The sequence below is a fragment of the Mesorhizobium sp. M0514 genome (assembly GCF_040321145.1).
Classification (GTDB): Bacteria; Pseudomonadota; Alphaproteobacteria; order Rhizobiales; family Rhizobiaceae; genus Mesorhizobium.
The window spans coordinates 74,746-88,017 of sequence record NZ_JAMYQZ010000016.1; the positions used below are offsets into that span (position 1 = coordinate 74,746).

General features: G+C 64.1%; 13 protein-coding genes. All 13 read right to left on the minus strand.

From position 1 onward, the window contains the following. Nucleotides 1-12 precede the first annotated feature (12 nt). A complete protein-coding gene (flgD, locus tag NKI61_RS09675; RefSeq protein ID WP_023683289.1) occupies nt 13-420 on the minus strand; it encodes a flagellar hook assembly protein FlgD in 408 nt (135 codons plus the stop codon). Next, nucleotides 420-863, minus strand: a complete 444-nt coding sequence (gene flbT / locus NKI61_RS09680; protein WP_023683290.1) for a flagellar biosynthesis repressor FlbT — start codon at nt 861-863, stop codon at nt 420-422. The genes flgD and flbT overlap by 1 nt, the downstream gene beginning before the upstream one ends. Next, nucleotides 860-1,207 (minus strand): flagellar biosynthesis regulator FlaF, encoded by a 348-nt coding sequence (flaF, locus tag NKI61_RS09685; RefSeq protein WP_023686359.1) that lies wholly within the window; start codon nt 1,205-1,207, stop codon nt 860-862. The genes flbT and flaF overlap by 4 nt, the downstream gene beginning before the upstream one ends. 30 nt (nt 1,208-1,237) lie before the next feature. Then, entirely contained in the window at nt 1,238-2,281 is a 1,044-nt protein-coding gene (locus NKI61_RS09690) for a flagellar hook-associated family protein (RefSeq protein WP_023683291.1), read from the minus strand. 3 nt (nt 2,282-2,284) lie between these two features. Further along, nucleotides 2,285-3,739 (minus strand): flagellar hook-associated protein FlgK, encoded by a 1,455-nt coding sequence (gene flgK / locus NKI61_RS09695; protein ID WP_352839244.1) that lies wholly within the window; start codon nt 3,737-3,739, stop codon nt 2,285-2,287. Nucleotides 3,740-3,915: 176 nt separating this feature from the next. After that, nucleotides 3,916-5,169 carry a flagellar hook protein FlgE gene (locus NKI61_RS09700; protein ID WP_023683293.1) on the minus strand — a complete coding sequence of 418 codons (1,254 nt, stop codon included), beginning with the start codon at nt 5,167-5,169 and terminating at the stop codon, nt 3,916-3,918. A gap of 94 nt (nt 5,170-5,263) precedes the next feature. Continuing rightward, a complete protein-coding gene (locus NKI61_RS09705; protein ID WP_023683295.1) occupies nt 5,264-5,932 on the minus strand; it encodes a response regulator transcription factor in 669 nt (222 codons plus the stop codon). A gap of 220 nt (nt 5,933-6,152) precedes the next feature. Further along, nucleotides 6,153-6,740, minus strand: coding sequence for a transglycosylase SLT domain-containing protein (locus NKI61_RS09710; RefSeq protein ID WP_023755008.1), 588 nt, complete (start codon nt 6,738-6,740; stop codon nt 6,153-6,155). Further along, nucleotides 6,673-8,058 (minus strand): flagellar hook-length control protein FliK, encoded by a 1,386-nt coding sequence (gene fliK / locus NKI61_RS09715; protein WP_352839245.1) that lies wholly within the window; start codon nt 8,056-8,058, stop codon nt 6,673-6,675. The genes NKI61_RS09710 and fliK overlap by 68 nt, the downstream gene beginning before the upstream one ends. Continuing rightward, a complete protein-coding gene (locus tag NKI61_RS09720; protein ID WP_352839246.1) occupies nt 8,055-9,485 on the minus strand; it encodes a MotC family chemotaxis protein in 1,431 nt (476 codons plus the stop codon). The genes fliK and NKI61_RS09720 overlap by 4 nt, the downstream gene beginning before the upstream one ends. Then, nucleotides 9,482-10,828 (minus strand): MotB family protein, encoded by a 1,347-nt coding sequence (locus NKI61_RS09725; protein ID WP_352839247.1) that lies wholly within the window; start codon nt 10,826-10,828, stop codon nt 9,482-9,484. Before NKI61_RS09725 ends, NKI61_RS09720 begins: the two co-directional genes overlap by 4 nt. Before the next feature lie 31 nt (nt 10,829-10,859). After that, nucleotides 10,860-11,486 (minus strand): hypothetical protein, encoded by a 627-nt coding sequence (locus NKI61_RS09730; protein WP_352839248.1) that lies wholly within the window; start codon nt 11,484-11,486, stop codon nt 10,860-10,862. A gap of 3 nt (nt 11,487-11,489) precedes the next feature. Continuing rightward, nucleotides 11,490-13,130 (minus strand): flagellar basal-body MS-ring/collar protein FliF, encoded by a 1,641-nt coding sequence (fliF, locus tag NKI61_RS09735; protein WP_023695749.1) that lies wholly within the window; start codon nt 13,128-13,130, stop codon nt 11,490-11,492. Nucleotides 13,131-13,272: the final 142 nt, after the last annotated feature.

A 13,272-nucleotide genomic window follows, 5' to 3' on the forward strand; every position in this document is an offset into this window, starting at 1 on the left:
CTATGGAACTGTCTAGCTGGCCGGCTTTATCGAAACGCCCGCGCCGACCGGCACTTCGGTGCCGTTCTGCAGCACGGCGATCACGCCGTTGCTTGCAAGCCTGACCGAGGCCACGACGCCGGTCGTCTTGCCGTCGGCCGAGGTGATCGAGCGGCCGATCAAGGCATCGGCCTGCGACAGCGCCGACGACTGCATGATCTGGTCGAGCTTGGTGTTGGTCTGCACGGATTGCTCTACCTGCGAGAAGGTGGCGAGCTGGGCGACATACTGTGTCGAATCCATCGGTTTCGTCGGATCCTGGTTCTTCATCTCGGCGATCAGCAGCTTCAGGAACGACTGGTAGTCGACCGCTGTCTTCGACGTCTGCTGGGTGCCCTGGTTGGCGCCCGTGGGGATCGTCGTCGTCATGTCCACATTCATCAGTATTGTGCTCCCACGGCCAGCGGGCGCTTCGCACCCTGAACATCGTCATTGCCGCCAAGTGCGCGGCGTTCGAGCGGATAAAGCGCACGGATAGCCTTCAGCGCTTCATAGATATGGTCTTCGCCGACCATGCGGTCGATCTGCTTCAGCGCGCCACTGATCTGCTCATCCTCGAAGCTTGCCAAAAGCAAGGGCAGCGAGCGGCGGAACATGGCGCGCGCCTCGATGGCGCCGGCCGGGTTCATCAGCATCACCTGCAGGATGAAATAGAGCTGCTTGAGCGGCGTCGAGGCATCGTCGGCCTGGATGACATGGTTCTCGAGCAGGAACTGTACGTCGTTCATCAGCTCGACGGTGACCTTGCGGTCGACGCGGATGACGGCGCCGTTGATGTAGATCTTCTCGTTCGGCTTCAGCGATATCTTCAGCGTGTTGGTCATTGAATGCCGTCCCGGATGATCTGGGACACTTCGATCAGCCCTTCGAAATTGTCGGTGCGGCCCTGGCGGATGTCCTCGGCCTCGCGCAGCAGCCACAGGCCGATGGAGATGAGGTTGGCGCGCAGTTCCTTGGGCAGGACATTGTCGCTGGAACCGAGATCCTCGACGAAGGTGGTCCAGACCCGGTTGGTGAAGTGCAGCGCCTCGACCGCTTGCATCGAGGTGTGGCCGACAGCCGCTGCCGCCGCCAGCATTTCGATCGAGCGGGTCAAAAGCTGCCGCTCGCGATCTTTCGCATCGGCAACGGAGTCGGTCTGGATGTCGGCGTAGGAGAATTGGTACATCGTTTGGCTCTACCGTTGCGGTTGAGATTGTCAGGTCAGGTAGTTCAGCAGGCTCATCTGCTGCAGGCGCGCGGTCAGCGCGAAGGACGTCTCGATATGCTGCGTCAGATCCGCGACGCGGGTGGCGGCCTCGGCCGGATCGACGCCCTCCAGATCGAGGATATGGCGCTCGAACAGGTCGACCTGCGTCTTCATGCGGTCGCTCGCGTCGGAAACACGCTTCTCGGCAAGGCCGGTCTCGGCCTGCAACTGGCCGAGACCGCCCAGCGCCTCGCCGACCATCGCCTGGGCGCGACCGACGACGGTGGTCTTCGCCGCCTGGCTGATGTTGCCGGAGAGCAGGCCGGTGACCAGGGCGGAAGCCATGGCGAGCTTGCGGATGCTGTCTTCATTGGCGCTGGCCGAGGTCTGGGTGGTTTCGCCCAGCGAAATGCGGCTGACGATCTGCTGGTCGGTGGCGTTCGACCAGTTGGCCTGCCAGCCGGCGCCCATGAACTGCGGCACGACATTGCTGGTGATGAAGCCGTCCATCTGGGCGGCGGTGATGTTGGCGGCGAGCGGATCGGTCTGCGTGAAGCCGAAATACGACGAGAAGGAAGCGTCGAACGCCGCCTTGGCCGGCGAGCCGGCGGCGGTGAAATCGTCGATCGGCTTGACGTCGGTGTTGGTGCCGGCAAACAGATATTCGCCGTTGACGCTGGCATTGAGAATAGAGGTCATCTGCTGCACGGCGGCCTTGCCGGCTTGCTGCGTGATGGTGCTCGAGGAATTGCCGGCGGCGGTCAGTGCGGTCAGCAAATTCTGCGCAGTGTCGGAAAGCTGGCCAAGCGCAGCCTGCGTCGAGGACAGCCGAGCGGTGACCAGCGAATTGGAATCGATGATGACGTTCAACCGGTCGAGGTCGCGCGAGAAGGTGACCGCCTGCGAGGTGCGCGCGCCGAGCGCCAGACCGACATCGGCGACGGTGCCGGTCGTCGATTCCTTAGTGGCTTTGACCAGTTCGCCCTGCATGCGCATCTGCTGATAGCGCGCGGCGTTGGAGAGAGCGGCTGAGGAGACGGATGTGGCTTTCATGGCTTATCCCACGGCATCGAGCAGGGCCGACAGCATGTCGTCGACGGTTTTCATCATGCGCGCCGAGGCCTGATAGGTGTGTTCGAGGTCGAGCAGCAGCGACATCTCCTGGTCGACATTGACGCCGGTGTCGTTGGACAGCGCCTCGGCGGTGCGCGATGCCAGCGCTTCCTTGGCGTCGGCGTTGCTCGAGGCCTGCTGGCGCTGGCCTTCGAACCAGCCAATGGCATTGGCGGCGTAGTCGGACACGCTGGACGTCACGGTGATGCCGGCCGCAGCGTCGAAAGGCATCGGCTTGTCGAGCTTGTCGCCATAGCCGATCAAGAGCTGCGAGTAGGAGGCGTTGCCGGCGGTGTTGGCGATATAGGCCGCACCATTGGCGCCGCCGTCGCGCAGCAGCACCGGATTGCCGCCGACGCTCGGGTCCATTGCGGCGTTGACCTTGATCGAGCCGGCAAGGCCGTCGATCAGTGTGCCGGCGGCCGGAATGGCGGGCGCACCCGACCAGGTGAACAGGCCGGTTCGGTCGGGCTGTGAAGGTGCTGTTTCGGCAAAGGCGGTGATGAGGCCGCGCGCCACTTCGTCGAGCTGGCTCTGCATCGTCGCCGCGACGCCGTCTCGCAAGGTGATGAGCCCGGCGAGCTTGCCGTCGGCGCTGGTGTTGCCGCCACCCCCGGCGCTGACCGGCACATTGTCGATGTAGATGGTGTTGCCTGGTGTGCCGGCGGTGTAGCCCGCCGACGGGGTGAAACTCACCGAGCGCGGAATGGTCTCGAACAGTGTCGTGCCATCCTTGGTGGTGATGACCATGTCGTTGTCGCCACGCGTGAAGGTCGACACCGGCACATAGTCCGCGATCTTCTTCAGCAAAGCGTCGCGCTGGTCGAGCGCGTCGGATGCGTCGGTACCCGAACGGGTTGCGGAGATGACCGCCTTGTTGGCGGCCTGGAACTGGCTGAGCAACGAGTTGAGATCGTCGACCGCCGTTGATATCTCGCCATCGGCCTGGGTGCGGAAATCCTGGATCGCCTTGGTGCCGTCGTTCAGCGAGCGCACCACTTGCTGGGCCGCGTCGATGACGCTGGAACCGAGATTCTGGTTCGATGGCGTGGCGGCGTAAAGCTGCAGCGCGTTCTGCAGCTTGCCGATCGCGGTCGAGGCAGAGGAGGCGTTGTCGACGCCGTTGACTGCAACGGCGAGGCGGTCAATGCCGCTGTAGAGCGTGCTCTGGCCGCTCCAGGCCGATTGCGCGCTAAGGTTCTGGCGAAACAGCAGGGCGTTGGTGGCGCGCTGGATCTCGACCGAGCGGGCGCCGGGCGCGCTGCTGACGACGACCGCCGTGCGGCGGGCATAGTCGGGGTTGCTGGCGTCGGCAATGTTGCGGGAAAGGACGCTGGTCTGCTTCGATGTGGTCTGAAGCGACTGTTGGGCTATGGTCAATGCGGAAGTCAGCGACATGCGGGTCTTTCACGAGGCCGGTGGGGAGGGGATGACGTCTCTGCCCTGTCGGCGGCGTCGGCGCTCGGAAACCTGCAATCCTGGACCACCCCGGCCGGTTTGCCGGTGTGGCCTCGAATTCGAAATCCGCGCACCGCGCTGCTCTGGTTTGGGTTCATTCCCCTGGCGCCCGTCGTTTATCTCTTCAGGTTGACAAGGACATCCATGAGGTCGGAACCGGTCTGGAACACTTTCGAGTTAGCGGTGTAGCTGCGCTGCGCCGCGATCATGTTGGTCAATTCCTCGGCGATATCGACGTTGGAATTTTCCAACGCGCCGGAGATGATGCTACCGAGCTTGCCTTCATTGGCGAAGCCGATGCGCACGGTCCCGGAGTCGGTGGACTGTGCATAGACATTGCCCGGCAGTGCGGTGAGGTTATCGGCGCTCTGGACGTCAGCCAGCGGGATCTTGAACAGCGGCTTGGTCGAGCCGTCCTGATACTGGGCGTAGATGACGCCGTCCTCGCCGATCTGGATCTTTTCGATCGTGCTGGGCGCGTTGCCGTTGACCTTGGCTTCGGAGACCGTGAAGCCGGTGCCGAGCTGGGTCAGCTTGGACAGATCGAGATCGAGCGACGCACCGCCCGGCACGGGGATGGTGATTGAGTCGACGGCGCCGGTGAGTTTGCCGGTGGTGGTGTCGAAGGTCAAGTTGGCCGTGGCCAGCGCACCGCCCGTATAGGGGAAGGATGTGCCCGGCGTCGCCTGGGACTGGTCGAACACAGAGACCGACCAGGTGCCGGTGCCGGTGTTGGTGAAATAGACGTCGAGCAGCTTCTTGTTGCCGAGATTGTCGTAGGTGACCATCGAGGACTTCGACGTGTATTCCGCGGTCGGGCTGTTGGTGGAAGGCAGCGGACCGGCGGGCGGCGTGGCGCCAGCCGGCAGATTGGCATTGAAATTGCCTGTGGTGCTGGGCGTCGCCGTCATTTCCTGGTCGGAGATCTGGACCGGAACCAGCCCTTCGAAGCCGTTGGCGGTGGCTGCCGGCGTGCCGTTGGCGTAGCTGTATGCCATCAGCTGGTAGCCGGCGGCGTTGACCAGCCTGCCCTGAGCGTCGGGAACGAATGCGCCGGCGCGGGTGAGGAAAGGCGTTCCGCTGGGGTCCTGGACGACGAAGAAACCGTTGCCGTTGACCGCAAGGTCGGAAACCGAGGTCGTGTACTGCAGCACGCCCTGGGCGCTGATGGCCGAGCGGATGGTGGTGTTGACGCCGCCGGAATTATAGGCGCCGCCGACCTGCGGCATGATCAGCGTCGAAAACTCGGCCGAGGATCGCTTGTAGCCGGTGGTGTCGGAATTGGCGATGTTGTCGGCTGTGGCCGAAAGGCGGTTGGCCTGCGCGTTCATGCCGGAAACGCCGGTCCGCATCATTCCGTAAAGGCTCATCGAAACGTCTCCTCAATGCCCAACATCGTTGGGCCCATGTCTGTGGTCGCGAGGATATAATTTTTGTCTTGCGCGAGGCTGGCGCAGACCGGCATCAGAACACCAGCCGGTAGCCGAGGAAGCGCTTGGAATCTATCGGGTCCTGACCAAGCTTTTCGCGCAGTTTCTTGCGCAATTTGGAGATGTGGCTCTCGACCACGTTCTCCTCGACCTCTTCGTCGAAGATGCCGTAGATGGCGTTGAAGACCTGGGTCTTGGTGACGCGGCGTCCGCGGTTGCTCGCCAGATATTCGAGGATGCGGCGTTCGCGGCGCGGCAGAGGCAGCGGCTGGCCATCGATCTCGGGATCGCGGCCATCCATGAAGATGCGCATGGCGCCGATCTCGGTGTAGCTGACGTCCTCATGGGCGCGGCGGCGGATGGCGGTGATGCGGGCCAGGATCTCCCGGATATGGACCGGCTTGCGTATGACGTCGTCGACACCGCTCTCGAACAGCCGCAGCGTATTCTCGAGCGAGTGCTGTTCGCTCAGCGCAATGACCGGAGCGCCGGTGCGGTCGCGGATCTGGCGTGGCGAGATGGCGCCTTCGCGGCAGTCGCCGATGAGGAAGGCTCGGACCGATCGCAAATCCGTGTCGGCGGCCGATGTCACCCACTCGCCGAATTCACCGGACGCGAAGCCTGCACAGGCAACGCCCTCACGATCGAAAAGTGAATTATAGCCTTCAGTTACGAGCTCTCGCTCGTCAACGATTACAATCATCGGCCCCGCCTCCGAATCAGATCATCTGCCCCGTGGGAAGAGGCGTAACCGGTGCGGGGAATCCTGAACAACCGTCATTTCTTGTAGCTATTTTCTTGGGAGTTATTTCGAGGTTCGAAATAACCGCAATCAGGAGGTTGTATCGTTGGTTGCCGAACGGGTGACGTGGCACGTCACCCGCCGGGCGTGGATTTGCAGCCGTTCGCAAGAGCTGATTCACCTAAGGGTTGCAAAAGTTGCGGGCATTCGGGGTCCATTTGCCGAAGCCGGTGGCGACCATATTGGCGATGACGCGGCAGACATAGAATTTCTGCGCGGGATCATTGTCGGGGCCGGCGTGGTAGCGGGCGACGGCCATCGACCAGCTGACATGACGCGCATGCAGGCTGGCCAGGAAGCGTGCGGCATAGTCGACATTCTGGCGCGGGTCGAGCATGTCGTCGACGCTGCGGAAATGCGCGGCGTGATAGTGATGGTTGATCTGCATGCAGCCGAGATCGATGAGTGTCTTGCCGTCGCGCCGGGCTGCTTCGAAGGTGGCCAGGGCCTCGGTGCGGTTCCTTGGAAATACCGCTTTCCCCTCTATATTCAACGCATTAGGTTGCAAGCTACCCTTCTTGCCGGTCTCGGTCAGCCCGACCGCATAGAGGATGCCGGCGGGCACGCCATAGCGGTCGGCGGCACGCAAAATCTCGGGCTCGCAAGGGTTGGTGGCGGCGGTGGCCGGCTTGGTGGCGAGGCTAGATAAACATATCGTCGCCAGCGCGCTCGCCAGCAGGCGCGCCAGCGCGGCCGAATTCCTGGGCATCGTCATTGCGGTTTCTTCCCGACTGCTGGCCGCCCGAACCCGTATTGTTGCCGCTCGAGTTTCCGGGCTGAAAAGCGGACTGGTCGCGGCCTTGCGGCATTGGATGCGAGTTCGCTGCATCGCTGCGGGCCGCTGCGTGGATCGCTATCGAGGGTTGCAGGATGGTGACCTTGTCGACATCGAAGCCGAGCCCGCGCAACGACTTCACGATGGCGTCGCTGTCGGTGGCGAGACGGCGGTAAGCCTCTTGGGTTTCGGGCTTCAATTCTATCGAAAGTTGTTCTCCGGAAAGCCTGAGACTGGCGGTGACCATGCCGAGCTCTGCCGGGTGAAGCTCGATCTTCAATATATGTGTCGGAACGGCAACAGAACCGGCCGTCTGGGCGGTCGTCGACGGCGTCGAAACCGCTTGCCGCAGGCCGTTATCCGAAGCCAGCGCGTCGATAAGCGCCGAAGTCGTTTGGTTTATCGGACTATGCGCCGGCGCGGGGAAGCTCTGTTCGGCGACAATGTCGACGCGCGCAGCGAATGGCGGCTGTTTTCCCTGTGTGGACGATGCCGCGGAATGGGCTCCATCGACGGACTTCGCCGACGGCGCGGACCGTTTTGCCTCGGGTGCCGAAACGTCGCTTGCCGTCTGGTCCGCCGGTAGAGGAGGCGTCGGACCATCCTGGTGCGGCAGTTTGCCGGACTGGAGCCCGATCGCGGGCAGCTTTTGCGCCTGATCCTGTGCGGAAACGCTGGCACCGGGCTTGGCCCGTTCCGATCGCGTCGTCGTGTCGAGTCTGTCGTCAATGCCGGACGCTGCGCGGTGTCTCTTCAGAGGCGACGTCTGTGCAGAAATGGCCTCGCCAGCGGGCGCCGGTTGTCCAGTCTGTCCATTCGTCGCGATGCCGTTCCCGCTTGTCCGGACCGTTGAGAAATGCCTGATATCGTGCAACGCCAGCACCAGTGGCAAATGATCCTGCAGCGATCCTGCATCCGCGTCTCGTCCGGCCACCTCAGCGTCCTTGGATGGTTTGTCCGGGCCACTATCGGCATGTTCTTTTGCGGCCTTGCCGGCAGCGGATTTCGTCCCCGTTTTGCCAGACTGGGTGTGTGGGATTTCGCTTTTGCCGGGACCGGCAGGGCTGCGTTTGGCCCAATGCGGCTCGTGCGACGCGGCCTCAATTGCTCCCTGGCCTATCGGTGTCGGCGCATCGTCGTCGCCGCGCACCATGTCGCCGAAGCTTTTGTCGCCGCCCTTGGCGTTTGAGGCCGACTGCTTCGATCCGGCGTGCGCGGGAGCCGGCAGGGCCTGGCCAACATTGGTGGTCATTTCGGGGCTGCTCCAAGCATCTGGTCGATCAAATCGAGCTGGCGACGCGTCCTCGCCATGGCGGCGTCGGTGGGATCGGCTGGCTCTACGGCGGCGGGGGCCGGCGCCGATGCCGGCACGACCGGAGCCGCATCGCTGGCCGAGGCGACTGCAGGCGTTTCCGCCGCCTTTGCCTCTGGCGTGCTCGGTGCCTGCGCGGCCGGCTCACTTGCCGCCTTCGGTTGGTCGGTTGCGGGCTGTTCACTCGACGTTGTGGCGGCTGGCTGTTCCGGCATCGCGCCTTCGACCGGCGGCAGCTCTGGCTCGTCGGGTCTTTCCACTGCCGCGGTCTTGACCGGCTCCTGCCTGGCCGCGGCAGGTGCGGGCTTTTCGGCAGGCAGCGGCGCCGGCGGGGCGATGACTTCACCCGCCACGGCCTGCGCGGCATCGAGCAGGTCGCGGTCGCTTTGCGAAAGCTGGTTGCGATCGATCTTGTCCAGCTTGGCGCGGACCTCGCCGATGGTGCCGGACGTTACCGTGGACAGGCTGGAATAGAGCTGGGCGCGCGGATCGTCCTGATTGTGGATGCCGTCGCGGCCCCGTTCAGCCCTGGCCGAGGCAAAGGCGGAGAGATCGGCAAAACCGTCGATCGCGGCGCGGCGGGCGATGCGCAGATAGATCACCTTCTCGCGTTCTGGATCCATCATTGCGGTGATGTCGGCGAGCTTGTCCTGGCTGATCGCCATGTGCAGCGTGATGACGCCGGAGACGAAGGCGTCGGCGAACTGGCTGGCATAGGGCGAATAGAGGTAGTCTTCGACATATTGGGTTGAGGCAAGCGCGAAACGCGCACCGTCGCCTTGCGCGGCGGCGATGCCGACCGAGCGGCGCAGCGCTGCTTCCTCGACCAGCGTGCCTGGGCTGAGCAGGCGAGCATCGTCGAGCAGCGCAAGCGCGCTGACCGGTTGCTCGGTGGCGAGAAGCGAGCCCTTGACCAGCGCCAGAAAGGCACCGAGATCGGCGGGCAGGGTCATCGGATCGATCGGCTTCAGCGCCTCGATCGCAGCCGCCGGCCGGCCGTTCAGATAATCGACAATGCCCTTGGCGATGGCCAGGCTTTGCGGGTCGGCCTTGGCGCGCGACACCGCCGCCTCGACGGTGACGGGGTTGCCGCCACTCATGCCATAGACCAGCAAGGCGCGAAAATTCTTCGGGTCGCTGAAATCATCTGCGTCGGCCGCGCGCAGCCTTGTGTCGGCCATTTCGAGCAGCTTGGCCTGCATCGGCAGCGCGGCGTGATCGCCGGCGGCTATGCGGTCCTGCACAAGCTGCAGCGAGCGCACCAGCTGATAGGGCTGCAATGCGTCCTCCGCGAAGGCCGATGGCGGATGGACGGCGCTCAGCAGCAGCAGCCCGACGGCGCGGCCGATGATGGCGGCGCGCCTCATCCGTCGGTCGCCATCAGGATTTCGATGCGGCGGTTCGCTGCAGCCATCGGGTCGGCCGCGATTTTCGGCTCGCGGTCGGCGAAGCCGGCGACCTCGGTGATGCGGCGCTCGTCGACGCCGCCGCGCACCAGCATGTAGTAGGCGGAATGGGCGCGCGCCGTGGACAGCCGCCAATTGTCGTAAGTGTCGCTGCGGAACGGCCGCGCGTCGGTGTGGCCGTTGATGCTGATCGTGCCTTTCTGCTCGTTGACGATGCGGCCGATCTTTTCCATCGCCAGCACCAGTTCACGCCTAGGCACCGCCGATCCGATCTCGAACATGCCGAAATCGAACTGGTCCGTGATCGAAATGACGACACCCTTGTCGGTGGCTTCGACGGAGACGCCGTCATGCAATTTGTCGCCGGGCTTGAAGGCCTCGGCCAGTTCCTGCTTGACCTGCGCCGTGGCTCTAACAGTGGCGGCCGTCGGCGCTTTTTCCGCGGCTTCGGGTTTGGGTGCGGGTTGTGCTTCGGCGGCTTCGGCCTTTGCAATTTCGGCCTTCGCTGCTTCAGCCTTGGCCTCTGCTTTGGCTTCAGCCTTGGTCAGCGGCTTATCGGAAACGGATTTCGCCAGCGGCTCGAGCGGCGCCGCAGCCACTGGCGGCGCGGCCGGCACGGCCTTCACCTCCGCCACTTGCGTCTGTGCCGCTTTGTCACCCGGCTTCAGCGGATCGCCTTCGATCTTGGTGCGTTCGGCGGTGGCTTCGGCGCCTGGTGCAGCCACCTGCTGCGACCAGAAATCCGGCGCGAACGGGTCGCGGTAGGATTGGCCGCCGGATGCGCCGGTAGCCGGGCCGGACGCCTGCGCGCCGCCATCGCCCTTCTCGCTGACATTTTGCATGACGCCGGTGTCGGTGGCGATTTCCGACAGCACCGCATAGGGATCGGCAAACAGATGCTCGTCGGAAAGATCGGTCTTCGGCGCCGATTCCTTCGATTGCTTCTTGTCCGAGGTGCCGGCGCCGCCGATGCCGTCCTGTCCGGCCTTGCTGGTCTTGTCCCGCGGGTCGTCCGCCGTCAGCCCGACCTTGCTCGGGCCATCGCCGAGGTCTTCGAGGCCCTTGCGGCTGGCGTTGCGATCGACCAGCTTGACCGGATTGAAGTAGCTGGCAACGGCCGCCTTGGTCTGCTCGTTGGCGGCGTTGATCAGCCACATGACGAGGAAGAAGCACATCATGGCGGTCATGAAATCGGCAAAGGCAATCTTCCAGACGCCGCCATGGTGGGCGTCGTCGTGGTCGTCGTGATTGCGCCGCACGATGATGATCTCATGCCTGGCGTCTGCGGCCTCGACAACGCTCATGACGTCCACTCGTTCGTAAGAGGGCCCTCGCTCATGACAGGGCCTCCGACAAGGCGGCCGACCATTCGGCAATGCGGGTTTCGAACACCGCCTCGTCAATGGCGACGGTAAGGTCGAAGCCGGGCGCCTCGACGAAATCGAGATTGGCCGCGCGTGGGCCGAGCGAAGCCTTCAGCGTCTCGAACAATGACAGCGGTCCGCGCACGGCGATGCGCACCGCCTCGCTGTCGCCGACGGCTTCGCGGATCGTGCCGGCAAGGGCTTCCAGCGAACGCTTCTGCAGATCGTCGCTGACAAGGCCGCCAATGATGCGCGCAATGGTGGCGCCGACGAGGTCGCTGACCTTGGCCTCCATGATCTCGATACGGGCAGTGACGACCGCGCCGAGATCGCCGCCGAAACTTTCCAGAAAGGCCTTTGCTTCATCGGCGTTGGCCTGTCTCTGCGCCTCGAGCGCTGCCTGGTGGGAGATGGCAAGGCGGGCTTCAAGGGCGGCTTCGGCATCGATGACCGCTTCGGCGATCAGCGCGCCGATGTCGGCCTGCGGCGCCGACGTCTCCGGCCTTGGCTCGGCCATGGCCGCGAGCGAGGGCTGGCCGGCACGCTGGCTGCGTGCGCCGAAATCCGGCAAAAGGTCGAAAAGCGCTGCCGAGGCCATGGTCTATACCGCTGCTTCCTGGGCCGCCCATTTGCGCAGGATCTGCGCGGTGCGCTCCTCATTGATGTCCACCATGCGGGCAAGCCGCTCCTGCGGCGCCGGCCTGATCTTCTGGCGAAGATCGTCGAGTGGAGTCGGGCCGGGGCGGCTGCCGGGCAAGGCAGCCGGCGCCGGTTCGGCGCTGGCGGCTTCGGGTGTCGGCAGTGAACGCTGGACGTCGTCGAAGCTCGGACCGGCAAGTGCCGGCGTCGGCCGCGCGCTCAGCGCGGTGGCCATTGGCCTCAGGCCGAAGAAGGCGACCAGGAACACCACGACGATGAACGCGCCGGCATTGATCATCGTACCGGCATGGGTTCCGATCGACGCCATTATGCCCGGCTGCTCGACCGCCTCGCCGTCGAGCCCGTCGATGAACTCGACCGCCGAGACATCGATGATATCGCCGCGCTTGTCGTCGAAGCCGGTGGCCGAAGCCACCATCTTCTGGATGTCGGCAACGCGCTTGGCGATCTGCTCGGGCGTTGCGTCCTTGCCGAGGATGGTCATCAGCCGCTGCTGATTGACGACGACGGCGATCGACATCTTGGTAACGGAATAGCCGTTCGATACTGTGGCGATCTTCTTGGAGTTGATCTCGTAATTGGTGATCTCCTCCTTGCGGTCGTTCGCCGATGACGTCTGCGGACCATCGGTGCTGGTCGCCTGGGTCTCGGGCAGGTTCTGCTCGACGGTGGCCGGGGTCGAGGCCTGCCTCTGATTGCTGTTTTCGTTGGCGCGCACCGACTGCACGGAACGCTCGACGCGCGACTCCGGATCGAAGATTGTCTCTTCGGTCTGGCGGGTGTCGGTATTGACGTCGGCTTTGACGCTGGCGCGGAAATTGTCGGGGCCGAGATAAGGCGTCAGCGCGCGGCGGATGTTGTCGCCGATCTGCGCCTCGACGGTCTGCTCGACGCCGAGCGTGCGGGCAGCACTTGTGTTGGAGGGATCGTCGCCGGCGGCGAGAAGATTGCCGTTGGAATCGAGCACGGTAACCTTGTCGGCCGACAGGCCCGGCACGGCGGCGGCGACGAGATGGCGGATCGACATGGCGCTCTTTTCAGCATCGATGCCGGAGTAGCGGATGACCACCGAGGCGGAGGGCTGCTGTTCGTCGCGGCGGAAATTGGCGCGCTCGGACATGACGATGTGAACGCGGGCCGCCTTGATGCCGGATATCGACTGGATGGTGCGGGCGATCTCGCCTTCCAGCGCGCGCACGCGGGTGATCTGCTGCATGAAGGAGGTCAGCCCGAGCGAGCCGACATTGTCGAACAGTTCGTAGCCGGCATTGGCGCTGGTCGGCAGGCCCTTTTCGGCGAGCAGCATGCGCGCCTGCGCGGTGGTGCCGGCCGGCACCAGCACGGAGGTGCCGTCGGAGCCGACGTCGAAGCCGATGCCGGCCTCGCCGAGCACCAGGCCGATCTGGTTCACGTCGGAGCGATCGAGCCCGACATAGAGCGTCTCATAGGCAGGGCGGTTGAGATAGACCGAGCCGATGCCGATGACGGCCATCACCAATGCGGCAATGCCGGCCAGCATGGCAAGGCGCCTGACGCCAAATGCCCTGAGATTCGAGATGATGCTCTGGATCTGTTGCGGCACGATTCAAGCGCTCCCAGCATGATATTCCGTGGGAACACTAGACCGCGAAGCTTGTGCGAAGATGATAGAGCATGTCGCCCGGAAGTGCAGCGGTTCCGTGTCAACGACATGCGTCAAAACACAGCCACAAAGCGAAAGGGCC

Excerpts from the sequence above, each read along its gene's own strand:
- NKI61_RS09700 (WP_023683293.1), bottom strand. The coding sequence starts at position 5,169 with ATGAGCCTTTACGGAATGATGCGGACCGGCGTTTCCGGCATGAACGCG.
- NKI61_RS09710 (WP_023755008.1), bottom strand. The coding sequence starts at position 6,740 with ATGCCCAGGAATTCGGCCGCGCTGGCGCGCCTGCTGGCGAGCGCGCTG.
- NKI61_RS09705 (WP_023683295.1), bottom strand. The coding sequence starts at position 5,932 with ATGATTGTAATCGTTGACGAGCGAGAGCTCGTAACTGAAGGCTATAAT.
- NKI61_RS09730 (WP_352839248.1), bottom strand. The coding sequence starts at position 11,486 with ATGGCCTCGGCAGCGCTTTTCGACCTTTTGCCGGATTTCGGCGCACGC.
- NKI61_RS09725 (WP_352839247.1), bottom strand. The coding sequence starts at position 10,828 with ATGAGCGTTGTCGAGGCCGCAGACGCCAGGCATGAGATCATCATCGTG.
- NKI61_RS09720 (WP_352839246.1), bottom strand. The coding sequence starts at position 9,485 with ATGAGGCGCGCCGCCATCATCGGCCGCGCCGTCGGGCTGCTGCTGCTG.
- fliK (WP_352839245.1), bottom strand. The coding sequence starts at position 8,058 with ATGACCACCAATGTTGGCCAGGCCCTGCCGGCTCCCGCGCACGCCGGA.
- flgK (WP_352839244.1), bottom strand. The coding sequence starts at position 3,739 with ATGTCGCTGACTTCCGCATTGACCATAGCCCAACAGTCGCTTCAGACC.
- flgD (WP_023683289.1), bottom strand. The coding sequence starts at position 420 with ATGAATGTGGACATGACGACGACGATCCCCACGGGCGCCAACCAGGGC.
- NKI61_RS09690 (WP_023683291.1), bottom strand. The coding sequence starts at position 2,281 with ATGAAAGCCACATCCGTCTCCTCAGCCGCTCTCTCCAACGCCGCGCGC.
- flaF (WP_023686359.1), bottom strand. The coding sequence starts at position 1,207 with ATGTACCAATTCTCCTACGCCGACATCCAGACCGACTCCGTTGCCGAT.
- flbT (WP_023683290.1), bottom strand. The coding sequence starts at position 863 with ATGACCAACACGCTGAAGATATCGCTGAAGCCGAACGAGAAGATCTAC.